The 19365-nt window shown below is 55.0% G+C and carries 18 protein-coding genes; 10 read left to right on the top strand and 8 right to left on the bottom strand.

The genetic code is table 11. The annotated features are described in order from the left end of the window. The first annotated feature begins 17 nt into the window (after window positions 1-17). Window positions 18-1208 carry an NO-inducible flavohemoprotein gene (hmpA, locus tag ACSHSR_RS00605; protein WP_479631171.1) on the top strand — a complete coding sequence of 397 codons (1191 nt, stop codon included), beginning with the start codon at window positions 18-20 and terminating at the stop codon, window positions 1206-1208. 21 nt (window positions 1209-1229) lie between these two features. On the opposite strand, the gene ACSHSR_RS00600 is transcribed toward hmpA, so the two are convergent. The 3 genes from ACSHSR_RS00600 to ACSHSR_RS00590 form a co-directional block, all read right to left on the bottom strand. Further along, entirely contained in the window at window positions 1230-2141 is a 912-nt protein-coding gene (locus ACSHSR_RS00600; RefSeq protein WP_025010789.1) for a cation diffusion facilitator family transporter, read from the bottom strand. Between the two features lie 41 nt (window positions 2142-2182). After that, window positions 2183-2587, bottom strand: a complete 405-nt coding sequence (locus tag ACSHSR_RS00595) for a hypothetical protein (RefSeq protein ID WP_139190658.1) — start codon at window positions 2585-2587, stop codon at window positions 2183-2185. A gap of 140 nt (window positions 2588-2727) precedes the next feature. Beyond that, window positions 2728-3591 (bottom strand): DJ-1/PfpI family protein, encoded by an 864-nt coding sequence (locus tag ACSHSR_RS00590; protein ID WP_479631170.1) that lies wholly within the window; start codon window positions 3589-3591, stop codon window positions 2728-2730. Between the two features lie 222 nt (window positions 3592-3813). On the opposite strand from ACSHSR_RS00590, the gene ACSHSR_RS00585 reads away from it, so the two are divergent. Further along, window positions 3814-4785, top strand: coding sequence for a GlxA family transcriptional regulator (locus tag ACSHSR_RS00585; RefSeq protein ID WP_071237278.1), 972 nt, complete (start codon window positions 3814-3816; stop codon window positions 4783-4785). 108 nt (window positions 4786-4893) lie between these two features. Here ACSHSR_RS00585 and ACSHSR_RS00580 read toward each other — a convergent pair whose 3' ends face one another. Then, window positions 4894-6492 carry an AbgT family transporter gene (locus ACSHSR_RS00580; protein WP_479631169.1) on the bottom strand — a complete coding sequence of 533 codons (1599 nt, stop codon included), beginning with the start codon at window positions 6490-6492 and terminating at the stop codon, window positions 4894-4896. Between the two features lie 629 nt (window positions 6493-7121). On the opposite strand from ACSHSR_RS00580, the gene ACSHSR_RS00575 reads away from it, so the two are divergent. The 4 genes from ACSHSR_RS00575 to ACSHSR_RS00560 are packed head-to-tail and all read left to right on the top strand — an operon-like array spanning window position 7122 to window position 10049. Beyond that, the gene (locus ACSHSR_RS00575) at window positions 7122-7691 is read left to right on the top strand and encodes a LemA family protein (RefSeq protein ID WP_096142416.1); all 570 of its coding nucleotides are present in this window, start codon (window positions 7122-7124) and stop codon (window positions 7689-7691) included. Window positions 7692-7712: 21 nt separating this feature from the next. Beyond that, window positions 7713-8747: a DUF3137 domain-containing protein gene (locus tag ACSHSR_RS00570; protein ID WP_208193841.1), complete on the top strand. Its 1035-nt coding sequence runs from the start codon at window positions 7713-7715 to the stop codon at window positions 8745-8747. Then, on the top strand, window positions 8744-9592 hold the full coding sequence (locus ACSHSR_RS00565; protein ID WP_479631168.1) for a lytic transglycosylase domain-containing protein: 849 nt from the start codon (window positions 8744-8746) through the stop codon (window positions 9590-9592). Before ACSHSR_RS00570 ends, ACSHSR_RS00565 begins: the two co-directional genes overlap by 4 nt. Window positions 9593-9617: 25 nt before the next feature. Then, window positions 9618-10049, top strand: a complete 432-nt coding sequence (locus ACSHSR_RS00560) for a hypothetical protein (protein ID WP_479631167.1) — start codon at window positions 9618-9620, stop codon at window positions 10047-10049. A 175-nt stretch (window positions 10050-10224) separates the two neighbouring features. Here the strand turns inward: ACSHSR_RS00560 and ACSHSR_RS00555 are convergent, their stop codons facing one another. Continuing rightward, a complete protein-coding gene (locus tag ACSHSR_RS00555; RefSeq protein WP_100143232.1) occupies window positions 10225-11082 on the bottom strand; it encodes a 23S rRNA (adenine(2030)-N(6))-methyltransferase RlmJ in 858 nt (285 codons plus the stop codon). Between the two features lie 131 nt (window positions 11083-11213). Here ACSHSR_RS00555 and ACSHSR_RS00550 point away from each other — a divergent pair, with 131 nt between their 5' ends. The 4 genes from ACSHSR_RS00550 (at window position 11214) to ACSHSR_RS00535 (ending at window position 15186) form a co-directional block, all read left to right on the top strand. Next, window positions 11214-11972 (top strand): class I SAM-dependent methyltransferase, encoded by a 759-nt coding sequence (locus tag ACSHSR_RS00550; protein WP_093981630.1) that lies wholly within the window; start codon window positions 11214-11216, stop codon window positions 11970-11972. Window positions 11973-12119: 147 nt separating this feature from the next. Beyond that, a complete protein-coding gene (locus tag ACSHSR_RS00545) occupies window positions 12120-13892 on the top strand; it encodes an ankyrin repeat domain-containing protein (RefSeq protein ID WP_479631166.1) in 1773 nt (590 codons plus the stop codon). Window positions 13893-14103: 211 nt separating this feature from the next. Further along, complete coding sequence (locus ACSHSR_RS00540) at window positions 14104-14631, top strand: DUF2937 family protein (protein ID WP_240905009.1); 528 nt, start codon at window positions 14104-14106, stop codon at window positions 14629-14631. Window positions 14632-14712: 81 nt separating this feature from the next. Next, window positions 14713-15186: a redoxin family protein gene (locus ACSHSR_RS00535; RefSeq protein ID WP_479631165.1), complete on the top strand. Its 474-nt coding sequence runs from the start codon at window positions 14713-14715 to the stop codon at window positions 15184-15186. A gap of 7 nt (window positions 15187-15193) precedes the next feature. On the opposite strand, the gene ACSHSR_RS00530 is transcribed toward ACSHSR_RS00535, so the two are convergent. The 3 genes from ACSHSR_RS00530 to ompR all read right to left on the bottom strand — a co-directional run bounded on the left by ACSHSR_RS00530 (window position 15194) and on the right by ompR (window position 19248). Beyond that, a complete protein-coding gene (locus ACSHSR_RS00530) occupies window positions 15194-17119 on the bottom strand; it encodes a methyl-accepting chemotaxis protein (RefSeq protein WP_479631164.1) in 1926 nt (641 codons plus the stop codon). A gap of 90 nt (window positions 17120-17209) precedes the next feature. Beyond that, complete coding sequence (gene envZ, locus ACSHSR_RS00525; RefSeq protein WP_044733425.1) at window positions 17210-18526, bottom strand: two-component system sensor histidine kinase EnvZ; 1317 nt, start codon at window positions 18524-18526, stop codon at window positions 17210-17212. Continuing rightward, on the bottom strand, window positions 18523-19248 hold the full coding sequence (gene ompR, locus ACSHSR_RS00520) for an osmolarity response regulator transcription factor OmpR (protein ID WP_025010803.1): 726 nt from the start codon (window positions 19246-19248) through the stop codon (window positions 18523-18525). Before ompR ends, envZ begins: the two co-directional genes overlap by 4 nt. Between the last annotated feature and the right edge of the window lie 117 nt (window positions 19249-19365).

Here is a 19365-nt window from a genome sequence, read left to right as displayed (position 1 = left end):
TCTTTGAGGTTGTCTTTATGTTGGATCAACACACTATCCAAGTGGTCAAGAGTACTATTCCCCTGCTGGTTGCCGCCGGCCCAGCGCTGACCAAACACTTCTATCAGCGCATGTTCCACCACAATCCTGAATTGAAAGATGTGTTCAACCTGGCTCATCAGCATAAGGGCGATCAGCCTGTAGCCTTGTTCAATGCCGTCGCCGCCTATGCCCAACATATCGACAATCTGGCCGTTCTCGGTGAAGCCGTGGAAAGAATTGCCCAGAAACACACAGGCTTTCTGATCAAACCCGAGCAATACGCCATAGTCGGCAAGCATCTGCTAGCCACTCTGGAAGAACTCGGTGGCGATGCCGTCACGCCAGAGGTACTGGGCGCCTGGGAGAAGGCTTATGGGGTGTTGGCCAATATCTTTATTGGCCGCGAAGCACAGATTTATGCCGATGCCGCAGGCAAACAAGGAGGTTGGAGCGGCACCCGCACCTTTGTTGTCAGCAACAAACGCCGCGAGTCTGCCGCCATTACCTCCTTCGAACTCACGCCCAAGGATGGCGGCCCTGTGGCCGATTTTAAGCCGGGGCAATACCTGAACCTCAAACTCAGCCATCCGGCGCTGGCCCATACCGAGATCCGCCAATACTCATTGTCGGATGCCCCCAACGGCCGCAACTATCGCATCAGCATTAAACGTGAAAACGAAGGATTGGTTTCCAACCTGCTGCATAATGAATTCGATATTGGCAGCGAGCTTGAGCTGATCCCGCCGGCGGGGGATTTTTTCCTGAATACTGAGCCTGACACCCGGGTTGTACTGCTATCTGCCGGAGTTGGCCTGACGCCTATGCTGAGCATGTTAAACAGCCGCCTGCAGCAAGACTGCGCCGAGACACTATGGCTGCATGCCTGTGAAAATGGCGCCCAGCACGCTTTTGCCGAAGATATACGCCGCAAACAGGCCGAGCAGACAAATCTCAAGGCGCTGACCTGGTATCGCCAGCCGCTTGAGACTGATATTCAGGGACAGGATTATGACCTGAATGGCACCATGGTGCTGGAACCGATAGCGGCCATGCTGCCATCCGAGGGCCAATTCTACTGCTGTGGCCCCATAGGCTTTATGCAGAGCATCAAGGCGCAGTTGCTGGCCCTGGGTATTGGGGAAACGCAGATCCACTATGAAGTGTTCGGCCCCCATCAAGGGCTCTGATGCAGCCACACGGGCGCCGCTTCAGGCGCCCTGTTGCAGTAAGCCTTCTTCTTCGGGCTGCTCTTCCAGCGGCTCCACATGGATAAACACCGCCGCATGGGGGATGGCAGCCATCAAGGCCTGCTCGATACGGTCACAAATGGCATGGGAATGGCCAACACTCATCTCCTTGGGCAAGGTCAGGTGGAAGTCGATATGACGCCGTCTGCCCGCCTGACGGCCACGCAAGTCGTGAAAGCCGCCTTCATTGGGACAGTGGTGCGCGATTATCTCGGCGGCCTGGTTAAGCTCCTCTTCGCTGATGCTGTGATCCAGCAGCGGCTTGAAGGCCTGATCCAACATGCTTATCGCTTCTTTGAGAATAAACAGTGCCACCCCTATGGCCACTATGGGATCCAGCAGCGCCAGATTATGGCCAAAATAACCACCCACCCAGATGAGCAGCAGCCCCACGGCTACCCCGAGCGAGGTGAGCACATCGGCCTTAAGGTGCAGGGCATCGGCCTCAAGCGCCACCGATTGCTCTTCCCTGGCCACCCGGTAGAGATAGGCACTGACGCCTGTGTTAACCAGCGCCGACAACAGCATCACCAATACCCCCCAGCCCAGGCCTTCCACCTCTGAGGGGCTGAGCAACTTGCCGACAGCCTCGAAAATAATCCAGCCGGCCGCCGCCAAAATCAACAGCGCCTCAATAACCCCGGAAACATTCTCTATCTTGTCGTGGCCGTAGGGATGATCCCAGTCAGGCGGCACATCGGCGCGGCGCACGGCAAACAGGGCGATCAAGGCCGCCACCAAATCCATGGCGGAGTGAATCGCTTCTGAAATGATACTGACCGAGCCACTGACAATACCCGCCGCCACCTTCATGATGATCAGCGAAATATTGGAGCAGACCGAGACCATGGCGGCTCTGGCTTTTCTGGACATCTATTGTTCTCCCTTAATACGGCTTGGGACTTGGACTATCGTCAGTCAAGGGTGATTACCTGGGCTCGTGCGCCCTCGCCCCGGTCAATCAACAGCAAAATCAGGCCAAACAAAACTTGTGTCGGCAATAGCAACACTAGCCAACTGCTCCACAGCAGGCTGTCGTCGACCCGAATAACAAACTTGAGTTGCAACGCCAGCAAAGCAAGCAGCCAGAGCGCAAAACAACGAAAACGGCAAAAGAAGCTGCCAAGGCCCATGAGCCACAGCAACCAAATAGGCTCCGGCCACCCACCGGCCCCCTCTGGAGTCAATTGCCCGGGCAGTTCGGCGCCGCTGAAATAGAGTTTACCGACCACGGCCGTGTCGCCTATCTCGGCGGCCAGGGTAAAACTCGTGGCCAACCAAGCCATTAGCAGCAACAAACGTGCAGATGAAAAACGCATGCGGGCCCAACCAACAAACCAAAGGGCCCGATAGTGTATGACAATAGAAAAAGTTCAACAATAGCTTATAGTTAGAACAAAAACGGAACCATTTTCGTCCTCATTTACAACGCCTTGAAGCTAAACCTTAAAGGCCTGTCTCAGGGATGCTTGATCCCCAAATTGCTTGCCAGGGCCTGCAGTTGGCTGCGGGAGTTGGAGGCAACCGCTTGCAGATAATCCATATAACCACCGCGCACCGCTTCCAACAAGGCAGGAGAAGCAAGCTTGGGCGAACCACTGTTAAAAGGGGGGTGGGGATCATATTCAAGCACCAGCTGTTTGCCGCGGGCTGTCTGCTCATCTGTCAGCAGCGACAACAGCAGCAAGCCAAAATCGATCCCTGAAGTGACCCCGGCGCCTGTGACTCGATTGCGGTCGTGAACCACTCTATCGACTACAGGCTCGGCGCCAAAGTAGCGCAAGTCCTGCAACACGCCCCAATGAGAGGTGGCCTTATACCCCTTGAGCAAACCGGCGGCCCCGAGAATAAATGAGCCGGTACAGACGCTGGTGACCCAGTCGGCCTTGGCGCCGACCCGAGCCACCCAGTCAATCATTTCGGTGCGCTCCAGCTGTTTGTATGGATTACTGGTTCCCGGAACGCAGAGAATGTTTGTCTGCTCAATCTCGGCAAAGGTTGCGGTTGGCATTAACCCCAAACGCTTATTGGCGCGGCTCTCAGCATAGACCACTTCCTTGTCGTACCAGACAAAGTCCACATCAAACTGTTCACCGGCGAGCACTTCAGCCGGCCCTATGAGATCCAGGGCCGTCATGCCCTCATACAATACAAAGGCGATATGTGGCTTGCCGCTCGTGCTGGCTTTGGTGCCGGCGGGTAAAGAGTTTGCTGCCAGCCGTTGGCCTGAGGCGCCCGCGGCCAACGCTTGAGGTGCCACACCGCCCAGAGAGGCTGCGGCCAGCGTTCCCAGGCAGGATAAGGTAAAGTCTCGACGGTTCATAAACGCTCCTTTGAGTCAGAAAGTCCCGTTGAGATTAGTAACCTATTGCAGGCTGCAACAGCCGGTTACCGGCCAATTGCCGCAAGAGTCTGGCCAACTTGGGCAGGCTGTGATCCAGGCGGTCACTTTGGCCACAAGCCGCTGTACAGGGTTTTGAGCTTGAACTAGATTGCCTTGCACACATACGCTATTGGGCCGCCGGAATGGCGCCGGGCAGGAAACATGTCTTCAGCTCTTTCTCAACCTCAGCACAGGATTGCGATTCTGGTACTGAGAGATTTTGTCGCCTTCGATCTCGCCATTCCTTACCAGATGTTTCCTCTGGTTTCCCTGAGCGGCGGCCACAAACCTTACCAGGTAAGCTTTTGCGGCCCGGAGCAATCCATCTGCAGTGGCGCATTGAGCATCTCGGATATCGCCCCGCTTGAGCTGCTGAGTCAAGTGGATACTGTGATAATCCCCGGCATCCGCAATCCCCTGGCATTCAACGAGCCCGAAGTCCTTCAGGCGCTGCAACAAGCCGCGAGGGCCAGAGTACGACTGGCATCTATCTGCACCGGCGCCTGCGTATTGGCCGCTGCAGGCCTGTTGGATAACCTCAGGGCAACTACCCACTGGCAACTGACGCCCGAACTGGCCAAGCGTTATCCCAATATAGAGGTGGAAGAGGACATGCTGTTTGTCGACAACGGCCAGCTATTGACCTCGGCGGGATTGGCCGCGGGCCAGGATCTGTGTCTGCATATGATAGCCAGTGACTTTGGCGCCCAGGCCGCCGAGACCACGGCCGACTTCTTTGTGATGCCGCTCGAGCGTCAGGGTTGTCAGTCGCAAAGAATTCATCGCCAATGGCTGCCGCAGCAGCAACAGCTGGCCAATTTGCAACTCTGGTTGATGGACAATCTGCACCTGCATTTGACCTTGGCACAACTGGCAGAAAGAGCCTGTTTAAGCCAGCGTAGCCTGAACCGTAAGTTCCGGGAGCAAACCGGACTGGCGCCTATGGCGTGGCTGGGACAGGCGCGGATCCGCCGGGCGCAATCCTTGCTCGAGTCGAGCCATATGTCGGTGGAACTGATTGCCTCCAGCTGCGGTTTTGCCAGTGCCGCCGGTCTGCGAGACGCCTTCAAACGCGCCCTGGGGGTGAGCCCCAGCAACTGGCGCAAGACTTACTCTGGCTTTAGCCGTCCTTAAGCCGCGGCGCCTAATTGCCGAATAAAGCCAAAAGATTAAAAAAGGGGCTAGCGTATATCACCTAAGCCCCTTCCCACAACATCCTCAGTCATTCACTGTTACAGACCATCAGCCCGCCGGTGAATAGTAGGTAGCCGCACCTGGGCCAACCGGCAGCCCCAGGCCGAATACCCAGAGGAAGAAGAACAGGGTCCAACCGACGAAAAACACCAGCGTGTATGGCAACATGGTGGCCACAAGAGTACCTATCCCCAGGTCCTTCTTGTAGCGCGCGGCGACCGCCAGGATCAGGCCAAAGTAACTCATCATGGGCGTGATCAGGTTAGTCACTGAGTCACCTATTCGATAGGCCGCCTGAATGGTTTCCGGCGCATAACCCACCAACATCAACATGGGCACAAATATCGGCGCCGTCACTGCCCACTGGGCCGAGGCACTGCCGAGCATCAAGTTAATGAAGCCACACATCATGATAAACAGCAGGAAGACTATCGGCCCGGTCAGCCCCAGGGCGCTGAGAGCATCGGCGCCGGTCACCGCCAACACGGCGCCCAGATTGGTCCACTTGAAGAAGGCCACAAACTGCGAGGCGAAAAACACTAATACGATATACATGCCCATGGTGCTCATGCTGTGGGACATGGCGTTGATCACATCGGTATCTTTTTTCATGGTGCCCACCACCTTGCCGTATACCAGCCCGGGAATGGCAAAGCAGATAAAGATAAACACCACGATTCCCTTGAGAAACGGCGAGCCGGCCACTTCCCCCGTCTCGGGGTGACGCAGTGGGCCCCACTCGGGTACCACGGTCAAGGCCAAGACTGCGCCGAGCAGCAGCGCCGCCAAACCAGCCATTTTCAGCCCCTTTTTCTCCAGTTCGGTGACGGTTTCCATCCGCTGATCTTCCAGATCGACACTGGCTTCAGAGACATCATAGCGACCGAGCTTGGGTTCAACGATTTTCTCTGTCACCAAGGCGCCGAGGAAAGAGATCACAAAGGTGGAGACAAACATGAAGTACCAGTTGACCTCGGGGCCCACAGTGTAGTCAGGGTCTATCATCTGCGCCGCCGCTTCGGTGATCCCGGATAACAGGGGATCCACGGTTCCCAGCAGGAGGTTGGCACTGTAGCCACCGGATACCCCGGCAAAGGCCGCCGCCAACCCCGCCAAGGGATGCCTGCCAAGAGAATGGAAGATCATCGCCGCCATGGGGATCAGCACTACATAACCCAGCTCGGCGGCGGTATTGGAGACGATTCCGGCAAAGACAATAGTCAGGGTAACCAGGCGCTTGGAGGCTCCCATCACCAGCGCCCGCATGCCGGCGGACAAGAGTCCTGAGCGTTCGGCAATCCCTACCCCGAGCAAGGCCACCAATACAGTGCCCAGCGGCATAAAACCGGTAAAGTTGGTCACCAGGTTGGAGACTATCATCCGCAGCCCTTCGGCATTCATTAGACTGACCACATGGATCAGGCCATCGGCGCTGCGGCCACTGGCGCCTTCGGGACGAGGGTCCACCACTGTGACTTCAAAATAACCGGCAATGCCGGAGATCAGGATGACGGCTGCGCAAAACAACGCAAATAGTGTGATGGGATGTGGCAAAAGGTTGCCAAGGCGCTCCACCACATTGAGGAAGCGGATAAACCAGCCACTCTTGGCGGTTTCGAGCGGTTGCTGAGAATGATTGGACTGCATCTGATTTCCCTGTCTGCCGGCTCGGCTGCCGGTTCTATTTTCATGGCCGTAACATCTACGACAAGCGGCCGGCCATTTTGCCGTAACACTTTTAACTGAAACTTAACCTGGAAGAATGGCGGGAAATTAGAGGCAAAAAAAAGGACCCAGGGCGGGTCCATAAAGGCAAATTCGCTGAACTAATTCGCTTTGCCCCAACGTTGTGTCATTACAATTTACAATACGCTGTCTGAACCTTGCCTGAACATAATAAAAGCTGTTTGTAAATAGTATGATTCCATTTCTTCGCTTTGACGCACGGTAAACAGTTTTCCCATGGCCTATAGCGGCTTCCGACAGACTTGAGTCAAAAACTGCTGTTTTTTTACCACTCAAAAATAGATAAATATTTCAAATGAATCATTTAGATAATGTTTCCATGTACTAAAAACGTACAGTCCAAACCTTTGATTTATAGGATTTTGCTTAAATCTATCTTTAAAGCCATATAAGTGATGGTTTTCATTGACTTGGCAAGACTCGCCGTCAAGGGGCCAGCATAGGTTCAAAATCACAACAAAGATGCATTTGCGGCCATTTTATGGTTAGCTGGCGCAGTTCAGAAAAAACTGCATGGAACTTTAGCAAATATGGATGGATTTTTGTTGATACTGGCGATCGCCGTGATACTGATTTATCTCTGGTATGTCAGCCTGATAAAAAAACGCAACACGGCCCGTGAAGCCCTCTCAGGCATAGATGTCCAGCTCAAGAAAAGGGCCAATCTGCTGCCCAATATTCTCACCATAGCCAAGCGCTTCATGGACCATGAAAAACAGCTGCTGACCGAGATCACCGAATTACGCACTCAACTGACCCAAAGCTACAATCCGGCCGACAAAGATGCAGTAAAACAACATCTGGATTTGGCCAACCAGCTCAACAGCCGTGTCGGCCAGTTGATGGTGTCGGTAGAAAACTACCCTGAACTCAAGTCAGACAACACCATGTTGCAGGCGATGCAAACCTATAACGAAGTGGAGGCCCATATTTCTGCGGCGCGGCGTTTCTACAACTCGGCGGTCACTGAACTCAACAATGCGGTGGAAATTTTCCCGGGTTCAATCATAGCCTCCATGGCCAAGGTGCAGGCTCTGCCCTTCTATGAGGCGGATGAAAGCGCCAAAAGTCCGGTCAATGCCGGCGACTATTTGAACTGAGACAGAGTAAAAGATTGACCCGTGAATATTATCACCTTCCTGATGGGGGCCAAGATTTCCCCGGTACGCCCGGGAAAAGGCTTACAGGCCCCCAGCGAAGACCTGCCCAAGCTGCAGCAATACTATCGCCAGCATATACAGCCCAAGGCCAGTAAGTATGAAAGACTGAGGATCAAGAGCCTCAAGCAGTGCCGAACCCGGGTAGCCCTGTTTGTACTGACACTTGTGGTGACTCTGCTGCTGGTTTGGCACTATTGGTACGACCTTATGTACTACAGTTCCCTTGGCCCAGAAGCTTCGTTTGCCCTCGCCCTTACCCCGGTTTTGCTGATGTTTTTCTGGTGTAAGAAACCCATCAAGGCGTTTCAAACACAGGTTAAAAAAGATCTGTTCCCGCTGATCTTCCGCTATTTCGGCGACGACTTTACCTTTAGTCCCAACGATGGTTTGCCACTGCGACCATTTCGTGATGCCGGCATTTTGCCCAAGCACGACATAGCACATTCCAGTGATTTTATTACCGGTAGCTATAAGCAGGTCGAACTGGGGATCAGTGAATTAGTGCTGAAGTCAGAATATCGGGATAGCAAGAATAAGAAGCGTACCAGCGAGGTATTCAAGGGACTGGCCATGACCTTTACCGTACCACAAAACTTCGGCTGCCATGCGGTATTGATCCGCGACCGCGGCCTGCTGGGGAAACTCTCCTCCAGCTATTCGGGGCTGAAGCAGATGAAGCTGGAAGATCCTGTGTTCGAAAAAGAGTTCGATGTCTTCGCCGACAGTCAGATCAATGGCCGGGTGTTGATGAACCCCTTGTTTATGGAGCGTTTGCTGGATTTGAGCAAGAAGTTCGGCCGGGATCTGCGCTGCGCCTTCCACGGCAGGCAGCTGTTGATCCTGTTTCCCAGTAACAAGGATAGATTCGAGACCGCCTCCATTTTTGAGGGAGCCACCTTCGAAAAGGAGTTCAGCCAGATCCACAGTGAAATGCAGCAACTCTTTGCTATCATTGACATATTGAAACTGGAAACACGGGCGGGTTATCAGGCGTGAAGCACACTTCCGGCCAAGGACTCATCTCTTTGCTACTCTGGCTGCTGAGCTCGGCGCTGCCCTTTGCTGCGCTTGCCGGCACCGAGATACCTATGCCTTCGGAAAAGGCCGCCATGGGTGAAGAGCCCTCAGCTATGGATAAAGAGCCTTCAGCCGTAGGAAAAAAGCCTTCAGCTATAAGTAAAGAGCCTTCAGTCATGGGTGAAAAAAATTCAGCTGTGACTAAAGAACCTTCGGCCAAACCCCGTATAGTGGCGCGTTACTCGGAACACGGCATCAGTGACAACAGTCTACCGAAGCGTAAAGTCTATCAATACCGCCAGGCCAACGGCGTGATGGCATTCAGCGACAAGCCCCCAGGCAGCCAGGAATATCAGATCATTCTCTATGATTGCTTCGCCTGCCGACCGGACTCCAAGGTGAACTGGCAGGCAATCCCTCTGTTTGACAGTGACTATGCCGCCGAAATCGCCCTCGCCGCCCAAACTTACAATCTGGATCCTGCGCTTATTAGGGCGGTGATCCACGCCGAGTCGGCCTTCAACGCCAAGGCCCTGTCCCGTACCGGCGCCATGGGGCTGATGCAGTTGATGCCGGATACCGCCAAAGAGCTTGGTGTCAGCAACGCCTTTGTGGTATCACAGAATATCGACGCCGGTAGCCGCTATCTGGCGCAGATGCTGGCCCGTTTCGATGGCGATATGACCCGGGCGCTGGCGGCCTACAATGCCGGCCCTACCACAGTGAGCCAATATCGTGGCGTGCCGCCCTACCCGGAAACCCGCGCCTATGTGAAACGGGTGAAGATTTTGCTGGAACGCTACCGCAATTTGAGCCGTGCCTGAGAGGCGCAACAACAAGGAAGTGAAGATGTTTAACCTCAAGTCCCTAGGCCTTTGTGCCTGTCTGCTGATGCCCTTTTCCACCGTAATAGCCTGTGATGACAGCCAACTTGGGCCGGTTCCCGCAACCGCCGAAGCGATAGCGGCAGTAAAGCAAGTCATGCAAAGCCACAAGGGCGAGCTAGATAACAGCATGAACGACGAGGAGATGCTTGATAAGGGCAGCCAACTGACCCGCACCATCTTCTGTGAGGCGGGCTACAGTCTCAAGGCCACTTGGGCCGCCTGGGCTCAGGATCAGTGGAACGAGCAGCCGACTTACGATGGTCCTAACGGCATGGCGCTGCGCAATATGATGAGTATCAGCGCCTATATGATAGAGACCAATCCACAGCAGGCGCTGGCGCTAGGGCTCATAGATGAGGCGACGTTGGCCGAGCTGAAAGCACTATCGGAATAACTCACCACAGTCGCTTGTCACCACGCTTGTCACCACAGTCGCTATCACACCGTCGCTTAGGCGCCGTAAAGGCCACTGTTAACAGGCCGGGCAATTAGTACGCAGCTTGGTATCCGACTTAGTATCCAATTAATACCCGGTGACCCGGCCAACAGTTTTTATGATGGAACCAAGCTTACTCGCCCACTTCCCAGGTGACAGTGACGCTGCCGCCACCCTGATTGAGCCTGGGGTGAAGCCATTCCAGCAGCTCTTCGGCTTGGGTATCCAACTGCCAGGGCGGGTTGATGACCCACAGACCCGCCGCCGTCATACCGAATTCATCCGAGTCAGGCTTGATACTCTGCTCTATCCGTAACTGGCGCCGAATGCCGCTGTCTTTCAGCTTCGTCAGCATGGCTTCAGTCTGGGCTCGGTTAACGACCGGATACCAGAGCAGATACACTCCGGTGGCAAACTTGCGATGGGCCTTGATCAGGGTATCGGCCACATCCTGATAGTCACTCTTGAGCTCATAGCTGGGATCCACCAGCACCAGTGCCCGACGCTCCAGTGGCGGCACGGCGGCCAACAGGCCCTGCAGACCGTCGCCGTGAACCAGCTTCACCTGACGGGCACCTTCAAAATACTCCTGCAGCAATTCGACATCGGTATTATGCAGCTCGTGCAGCAGCATTCTGTCCTGCTCTCTAAGGTGCATATCCACTATCGCCGGAGATCCGGGATACCAGGCCAGCTCATCTGTGGCTTGCTCCTCGTTGCCTTCGTTGAAATGGCGCACCGCCTCCAGATAGGCTGTCATCGCCTGCGGCACACTCGTTTCCTGCCAGAGCTTGCCTATACCTTCCAGATATTCCCCTGTCTTTTGGGCAAAATCATCTTCCAGCGCATAGCCACCGGCACCGGCATGGGTATCGATATAAACCAAAGGTTTATCTTTCTTCTGCAACAAGCTCAGCGCCTGCAACAAGATGGAATGTTTGAGCACATCGGCATAGTTGCCGGCATGAAAACCGTGACGGTAGCTGAGCATGGGTTCCCCAATGACTGACGGGTAAATGACCGCGGCATTATAGCGGCTCTGCCTGCGAGTTGCAGCCGAACGTATTCAGTCAGGTTGGCATTTGGCATAATGGCGCCAATTCAGCCAAGGACTCAAACACAGTGAAGCAACCAAGCCATAGCATTTATTTTGATACCCGGGAGCCGCGTCTGTGCGCCATTGCCGAGCGCTGGGGCCTGAAGCATTCAGAAGACTCTGTGTTTGCCTTGGGGTTTGAGCAGGAGATGCTGACCCTGTTCAAGCGTGACGAACCCAAGCTTGGCGGTATCTGTGTCGATTTTGTCGGCGGCGCCGTGGCCCACAGACGTAAGTTCGGCGGCGGCCGCGGCCAGGCCATAGCCAAGGCGGTCGGTCTCAAGCAAGGCGCCTGCCCCTCAGTGGTAGATGCCACGGCCGGTCTTGGCCGTGACGCCTTTGTACTGGCAAGCCTTGGCTGCCAAATGACTCTGATTGAACGCAATCCCTTGGTGGCGGCGCTGCTGGAAGACGGTCTCAGCCGCGGTTATCAGGACAGCGAAATCGGCCCCTGGATGCAGCAAAGAATGACGCTGCTGCACGACTCAAGTCTGGAGGCACTGAGCCAGATAAGTCCGCAACCGGATGTGGTCTATCTGGATCCCATGTATCCTCACAGAGACAAGTCGGCACTGGTAAAAAAAGAGATGCGGGTATTTCAGACCCTGGTCGGTGCCGATACCGATGCCGACGGCTTGCTGGCCCCGGCGCTGGCACTGGCGAGCAAGCGGGTAGTGGTCAAACGGCCGGACTACGCCGAAGACCTGGCCGGGGTTAAACCCAGCACTGTTATCGCCACCAAGAAAAACCGCTTCGATGTCTATGTCAAAGCAGCGATGAACTGAGTCGACAAGGAGCATAGAGCAGCGCCATTTTGTGGCTCGCCGCATATTTTGCTCCGCACTTTTGGGCAAGACTTATCGGATCCGCCCCATAAACAGAGTTCAGGAAATATCACAATGCAGTTAAGGATGATGTTTGTATGTGTTTTGATGGGAATCTTTCTCTTTGGCAAACCCGCTATGGCCGCAACCGCTAAGCCCGACACAGCAGCCCCAACTGCGGCGCATAAGCTGAACAGTTTGGATGAGGAGGGTCTGTCGCCACTGATGCGAGCTGTATTGGATGGCCAACTGGACTCGGTAAAGCAGCTGATAGCTCAGGGCGCTGACATCAACCTTGAGAACCCTGCCGGCTGGAATGCGCTGTTGATGTCACCCACTCCTGAGATGGCAAAGCTGCTGATTGAACAAGGCGCCGATATTCACGCCAGCAGTCAAAATGGTTTCAACTCTCTGCTGGTTGCCGCCAAGTTGGGGGATCTGGCCCTGATCTCTTTTCTGCTTGAGAAAAATATCGATATTAACGCCTCAAACCAATATGGCTGGACGGCTCTGATGGTGGCCGTCGAGTTTGGCCATCAGCAGGCGATCTCTTTGCTGCTGGAGAACGGCGCCAATCTCAAACAAAAGAATAACGGCGGCTGGGGGTTACCGGAGATAGCGGCCCACAATAATCATCTGGATATCTTCAAGTCATTATTGAATAAAACCGGCCAGGTGCTCTCCAAGGAATATGCCGAAGAGATTTCCATCATTGCGCTCAAAAACGGTGCCACAGAGATTTTGGATTACCTGGTAAAACAGCAAAGAGTCACCCTTGGCAACAAGGAGCTGATGCTCAAGACGGCCGTATCGGCCGGCAGCCTGGCTTCGGTTAAGTACCTGGTATCCAAGGGCGCCGACATCAATGCCCTACTGGTAATAAATGCCGAGCGCAGCAGTACACCGCTGATGATATCTGCGAATCGGGGCGACCTGGATATAGTGAAGTATCTATTGGATAAGGGGGCGAAACTCGAGACCCAGGACACAGACGGAGTGACCGCTCTCGCTTACTCCGTGCGTGATGACAACCTAGAGGTTGTGCGCTATTTGGTGGCCAAGGGCGCCAATTTAAATGTCAAGGGAAGCTATAAAGAAACCCTGATGCATCAACTCGTGGGCACAGATGATGCCAAAGTCTTTAATTATCTGGTGGAGAGTGGTGCCGACATTAATCAAACCAACGACTCTGGCAACAGCCCCTTGTATTACGCAGCTTGGTTTGGCCAGCTGGATTATGTCACTACTCTGGTTCGCCACGGCGCCAATATCACCAAACAAGATATTGAGAGAGCCGTTATGAGTAGCCAACTGGAAATAACCAGACAATTACTCGACAACGCGCCGCCAGGCCTTCTCACGGCTGAAACCTTGGTTGAGTTATTGTACTCGGCTGCGGGGAAAGAGAGCGTAGAGATGGTCAAACTCCTGGTTGAAAGAGGCGCCGACATTAACGGGCATTCTGGGAGTCGCCAGGAAACCGCTTTAATGGCGGCATCAATGTACCGACACCTGGACACGGTCAAATACCTTATCGGCATCAATGTCGATGTGAATGCCAGAGATAGTGACGGCCGCTCGGCGTTGATGTACGCCGCCAATCCGATTCAAGGAGCCGGTGAAAAAAGCAATCTTGAGGTGGTAAAGGCCTTGGTTGAGTCAAAGGCTGACTTGACCCTGGTCAGCCACTCGGGGGAAACCATGCTGGAGCAGATGGTGAGAACCAGTGATATCCAGGACTTTAACTATGTTTTGAGCAAGCTCGGCGCTGACATACTTCCGCAGGGCCATAAGGCACTTAAGCGTGCTATCAGCTACCAAAAGCAGGAATTTATTGATTCCCTGTCCCAATATGGGATCAAGCCTCCGGCGGAACAATAACCCGCATCATTACGCTTGAGGAGGCTCTGCTATGCCAAGCCTATGTTCAGCGGCAGGCACTTGTCAAAACCGCCCGCTTGAGTCAGCATCCATTTTGGTTGCAGCCCTGTGTGCTATGGGCGACACAGATAGAGCGGCAACAAAGCCAGAACCGGTCAGTTAAGATACAGGGCGGCTGCGGCAATCTGGTTTGGCCGGAACTCAGGGAGGCATGATGCTTAGAACCATACGCGACTATCTCAGACTGCTGCTGTTCTTTGTGGGGGTGCTGGCGGGGATTCAGCTCCCCGGCTTTGTCGATCAATATGGCAAGAGCCTGCAGGCCCACCTGAGCGAGATCCAAACCCAATTGGCCGGGTTTCAGCGCGATGCCGACCGTTTCTTCGGTGGCGATCTGGATAAGCTTATCGCCCACTATGTGACCAACAAAGATCCGGTATTTACCTCCGGCGGCGACAAGCTCAACGCCATGGTAGAACGCCGCTCCGAGTTGCAGCAGGCCTTGGCCGACTTCCGCGAGAGTCTCTACAGCCCCTACCTGCAACTAGCCTTTGCGCCACAGGCGGATATCCGCCGCGAAGTCTGGGACAACTACAGCCACAATATTCTGCTCAAGGGCGATGCCATTGCCATTGGCCTACTCAGTGGCTTGCTGCTCGCAGCCTCGGCCGAGTTGCTGCTCAGCTTATGCTGGCTGGCGTTGCGGACGCTGTTTCGGCGCCGGCCGGCCGCCGCCTGATTGCCCCTGTAGAATGTCTGTGTTTGTCCATTCCATTAACGGCTATGATGGTTTGTAATTCCAACTGAAAGGACAAATACCATGATTGCACAAGGTCAAGCTCTGCCGGATGCCACTCTGAGCCAACTCGGTAAAGAGGGCATGATCAACCACAAGGTTAAGGAACTGTTTGCCGGCAAGAAGGCCGTGCTGTTTGCTGTTCCCGGTGCCTTTACCCCCACCTGCTCCGAGGCTCACCTGCCGGGTTATGTGGTGCTGGCCGATGAACTCAAGGCCAAGGGCGTCGATATCATTGCCTGTGTGTCGGTCAACGATGCCTTTGTGATGAAAGCCTGGGGTGAAGCCCAAAACGCCGGTGAGATCATGATGTTGGCCGATGGTGATGGTGCCTTCACCAAGGCGCTGGGGCTGGAAATGGACACTGGCGCCTTCGGAGGCTTACGCTCGCAGCGCTATGCCATAGTGATAGACGATGGCGTGGTTTCTTTGTTGAATGTGGAAGCGCCCAAGACTTTCGAAGTCAGCAAGGCCGAAACCATACTGGCGAGCCTCTAATAGCGACTCAGGCGGCTTTAATGCCGAGATTCTGTTCTATCTCGGCGACACCTGCAGCCACCTGAGAGGCGATTGCCTGCCCCTGCTCTGAGGCGGTGATCGCCTGGCTGCGCAGCTGTTCCATGGCGCTGGAGAAGGATTGCAGATGCGCCAGCTGTGACTGGGCATACTCAGTACCCTGCTGAGTCCCACTCGCCATGGCAAAAGCCTGCTGTCTCACCTCCTGCGCCAGTTGTTTCAGACCCTCGGCTCTCTGTCTCTGCCTGTCGGTCGCCTCGGCTATGCCATCCATACTCTGCCCCAGACTCTTGTTGGCATTGGTGAGCCGATTGAGAATAGCACCTATCTCATCGAGCGAGCTCTGGGTGCGACTGGAAAGGCTGCGCACCTCATCGGCCACCACGGCAAAGCCTCGACCCTGCTCACCGGCACGGGCGGCCTCTATGGCGGCATTGAGCGCCAACAGATTGGTCTGCCCGGCGATATTGCCTATCACGTCGATAATTCCCGCCACAGCCGCCACTGAATCATCCAGACTGGCGAGCGCTTGATGACACTCGGCAACGGCGGTGCGGGTTGAATCTGTAGCTTCCAGCATCTGCTGCGCTTCAAGTTCACTCTGGTGCATCTGCTCGGCGGTATTGCCGGCACGGGAGGCCAGCGCAGCTGAGCTATCACTCACCAGTCCGGCCAATTCACTGAGCTCCAGCGTTTGCTGCCGAGCCTGATCCACCACTTGTTGGGTCTCACGGGTACTGCCGGCCATTTCACTGATTTTTTGCACCAGGGCCGATAGGCTTTGGGAGATACATGCCAATTGTTGCCGCTGCTGTTCATCCTCGGACTCGAAACGATTCAGCAGAGCATTAAAATGGGCGGCTATCTGGCCGGTTTCACAGCGACGACTGATATTGAGGCGCTCGCGGGTATTGGACTCACTCAGTTGACTGAAGGCGGTGTTGAGCAGTTGCAACGGCTTCACCACCCTGAGCTGCTGCAAAATCAAATAAGCCACGGCAAATAAGGCCAGCACCGCCAAAGCCAGATAGAGCCAAAGTTGCAGCTCGTGTTTGAGCTTGTCGGTACGTTGTTGCTGCTCAGCGGCCATGGTCAGCAAGTTCTGCTGCAACTTGTGCATATCGGCGCGCAGCGCATCCTGCATCTGACGGTTATCCAACAGTTGCTGCTCGGTATTGGTCACTTCCTTGGCGTAGCGACTGCTGAGACTCAGAAGTTCGGCGCGGTAGCTCTCCCCTATCTCCTCGCGCTCGGGTTCATCGTCACCCAGGGCAAATTCATCGGCCTCTACTGTGCGATAGAGACCAAGTAGTGGCAAGGCGCTGAGTCTGTCATGCCAGTCGGCCAACTGGGTTATGGTGCTGTCGAGGTAAGGCTTGAGTCTTTGCTCCCGTCCGAGCAGGTAATCTTGGGTAAGCTGTGACAACTGGTAAACCAGTGGCGGAAGCTCCCGACTAAGCTGCAGATATTCATGCGCCACTTGTGGCGCCGTAGCCAGCCCTTGATCGCCGTAATCCGCCAGGCGCTTGTTGTTGTCCAACATTTCGGTTTCGGCATGGGCCAACAGCTGCCTGGGATTTCCGGCCAACTTGCCGGCGGCGCGGTATTTGCCATCCAGAGCCGTCACCAATTGCGCCAGCTCCTGTGCCAACTGTGAATCTACCGGCAAACGGTCATGAATATCATTGAGCTGAGCTCTGGCCTGCTCCAATCGCCCTGCATCGCCACTGGCGAGATACTTATCCAGATTGGCACGGATATCCACCAAAAATTCTTGCTGCAAGCCTTGCAGCGTCTGGCTCTGCAGTTCTGCCTCTTGTCTCTGTTCACTGCTCCAGAGCACCAGTGAGGCGAGCAAGGCCGCCAACAAGAGTAACAACGCCGAAGCGCCGAGAGAAAGGGTGGAAATCTTCATGGCAAACTGCGCCCAATTGATTGAACTGAGCGCAGTTTATGACTGGAGCATGACAGTTGAATGACAATCGGCCATAAAGCGTATGGCGTGTTAATCTCGCGGCAACCACACCTGAGCGTGCAGCCCACCCTGGGGGCGATTGCTGAGAATGACCTTGCCCTGATGCCTGTCTATGATGCGTTTGATGATCGCCAGTCCCAAACCTGAGCCGACGCTACCGCGGGCACTGTCACCTTGGGTAAAGGGCTGGAACAGCTTGGGGATCTGGCTCTCGGCAATACCCGGGCCATTGTCTTCCACACTGAAACCTATGCGGTGTTTTTCCACCTGGGAAGCGATACGGATCCAGCCGCGGCCATAGCGGAAGGCGTTTTCCACCAGATTGCCGATCACCCGCTTGATAGCCAGGCTCTGCATCGGCACTTCGGGACACTCGGCCAGTACCAGCTCTATTTCACCGACTCTGTTGCTCTCGGCCTGGGCCACTTCGCGGATTAAACGGTTGATCTGTTCCGGCTCGCGAATGCTCTCCTGATCCTGGCGGATATAGGCGATAAACTGATTGATGATGGCATCCATGTCTTCAATGTCTTTGACTATGCCCTCCTGCAGGTAGGCATCGTCGTCCACCATCATCTCGGAAGCCAGACGAATTCGGGTCAGGGGTGTTCTAAGGTCGTGGGAAATCCCCGCCATCAGCAGCGCCCTGTCCTGCTCCAGCTGTTTCATACTCTGGGACATACGGTTGAAGGCATTGGTCACTTCGACGAGCTCACTGGAGCCGGTCAACGGCAGCGGGTCAGGGAAATTGCCTCTGGAAACTGAGATAGCCGCCTTTTGCAGCCGCCGCAGCGGCCGGTTCTGTTGCCGGGCAAACCACCAACCACCGGCGACACTCAAGGCGCCTATCACCAGCAGATAGAGGTTAAGGGGCGACAGGGCATTTTCGTTCCAGCCATTGAGGGGAACCTTGATCCAGATGGAGGGAGCCTGAGGCGGGCGGATCCAGATCTGCAGCAGATTGCTCTGGGCAATACGCACTTCGGCCGGGCCACCGAGATATTCCGACATCTGCGCCGACAGGAAGCCATAGTAGGTCGCCCGCTCGATACCGGCTTCCCTGGCCTGTTTCTGGTTATAGACATGCATGCCATCGTCGCGCACCTTGGCATTGAGTGCATCCACTATGGTGAGGTGTTCACGGCCCACCTCGACCCCATCGACAAACAACAGATTGATCTGGCGGGCGATAAGCTGGTTGATCTGCTGGTAACTGGGCTTAATGAAATAAACCGTCACAGTCAAATAGGAGACCAGCTGATTGATCAGCAGCAGGCAGCCTATCAGCATGACCGTTTGGCTGAAGGCACTCCTGGGCAACAGGCGTTGCCACCAGCGCAGCTTCATTTACGGGCGGCACCATCTGGCACAAACACGTACCCCAGGCCCCAAACCGTTTGGATATAGCGCGGGTTGGCGGGATCTTTTTCAATCAGCCGCCTAAGCCGGGAAACCTGAACGTCGATAGAGCGCTCCAATGCCGAATAGTCACGGCCACGGGCCAGATTCATCAGCTTGTCGCGGGACAAGGGCTCCCTGGGATGGGTCACCAACACCTTGAGCACGGCAAATTCACCACTGGTGAGGGCGATGGACTCTTCGTTGTGGTACATCTCACGGGTGGCCAGGTTGAGGCTGAACTCGCCGAAACTGACCATCTCTTCCTGCTGCGAAGGCGCGCCGGGGATCTCCTGCACCTGACGGCGCATCACCGCCTTGATCCGTGCCAGCAATTCTCTGGGGTTGAAGGGTTTTGGCAGATAGTCATCGGCGCCGAGTTCCAGGCCTATGATACGGTCGACTTCATCGCCCTTGGCGGTCAGCATCACTATTGGCAGTGGGTTGCCCTGTTGTCGCAGGCGGCGACAGATGGACAGGCCATCTTCTCCCGGCAACATAAGGTCGAGCACCAGCAGGTGAAAGTTCTCCCGCTCCAGCAAGCGATCCATCTGCTCGGCATTGGCGGCGCTGCGTACCTGATAGCCTTGTTCCATCAGATAGCGCTCCAGCAAGGCCCGCAGCCTCATATCATCATCGACAACCAGAATCTTGGAGGTTTCTTGTCCCATGGGCTATTCCTCGAGTGCCAAGCCTGAAACTTGCACAATAGTATCTGAAAAAGTGGCCAAATATCTTAAATTTAGCCATTTTGATACCAAAAATCACCCGAGACTTTGTAACAGTAG

Source organism: Shewanella sp. VK101, assembly GCF_056497865.1.
The sequence above is the reverse complement of the archived record's forward strand: the minus strand, read 5'-3'. Positions and strand labels throughout refer to the sequence as shown.

Coding starts and splice junctions, on each gene's coding strand:
- hmpA (WP_479631171.1), top strand. CDS start 18: ATGTTGGATCAACACACTATCCAAGTGGTCAAGAGTACTATTCCCCTG.
- ACSHSR_RS00600 (WP_025010789.1), bottom strand. CDS start 2,141: ATGTCCAGAAAAGCCAGAGCCGCCATGGTCTCGGTCTGCTCCAATATT.
- ACSHSR_RS00595 (WP_139190658.1), bottom strand. CDS start 2,587: ATGCGTTTTTCATCTGCACGTTTGTTGCTGCTAATGGCTTGGTTGGCC.
- ACSHSR_RS00590 (WP_479631170.1), bottom strand. CDS start 3,591: ATGAACCGTCGAGACTTTACCTTATCCTGCCTGGGAACGCTGGCCGCA.
- ACSHSR_RS00585 (WP_071237278.1), top strand. CDS start 3,814: ATGTCTTCAGCTCTTTCTCAACCTCAGCACAGGATTGCGATTCTGGTA.
- ACSHSR_RS00580 (WP_479631169.1), bottom strand. CDS start 6,492: ATGCAGTCCAATCATTCTCAGCAACCGCTCGAAACCGCCAAGAGTGGC.
- ACSHSR_RS00575 (WP_096142416.1), top strand. CDS start 7,122: ATGGATGGATTTTTGTTGATACTGGCGATCGCCGTGATACTGATTTAT.
- ACSHSR_RS00560 (WP_479631167.1), top strand. CDS start 9,618: ATGTTTAACCTCAAGTCCCTAGGCCTTTGTGCCTGTCTGCTGATGCCC.
- ACSHSR_RS00555 (WP_100143232.1), bottom strand. CDS start 11,082: ATGCTCAGCTACCGTCACGGTTTTCATGCCGGCAACTATGCCGATGTG.
- ACSHSR_RS00545 (WP_479631166.1), top strand. CDS start 12,120: ATGGGAATCTTTCTCTTTGGCAAACCCGCTATGGCCGCAACCGCTAAG.
- ACSHSR_RS00540 (WP_240905009.1), top strand. CDS start 14,104: ATGATGCTTAGAACCATACGCGACTATCTCAGACTGCTGCTGTTCTTT.
- ACSHSR_RS00535 (WP_479631165.1), top strand. CDS start 14,713: ATGATTGCACAAGGTCAAGCTCTGCCGGATGCCACTCTGAGCCAACTC.
- ACSHSR_RS00530 (WP_479631164.1), bottom strand. CDS start 17,119: ATGAAGATTTCCACCCTTTCTCTCGGCGCTTCGGCGTTGTTACTCTTG.
- envZ (WP_044733425.1), bottom strand. CDS start 18,526: ATGAAGCTGCGCTGGTGGCAACGCCTGTTGCCCAGGAGTGCCTTCAGC.
- ompR (WP_025010803.1), bottom strand. CDS start 19,248: ATGGGACAAGAAACCTCCAAGATTCTGGTTGTCGATGATGATATGAGG.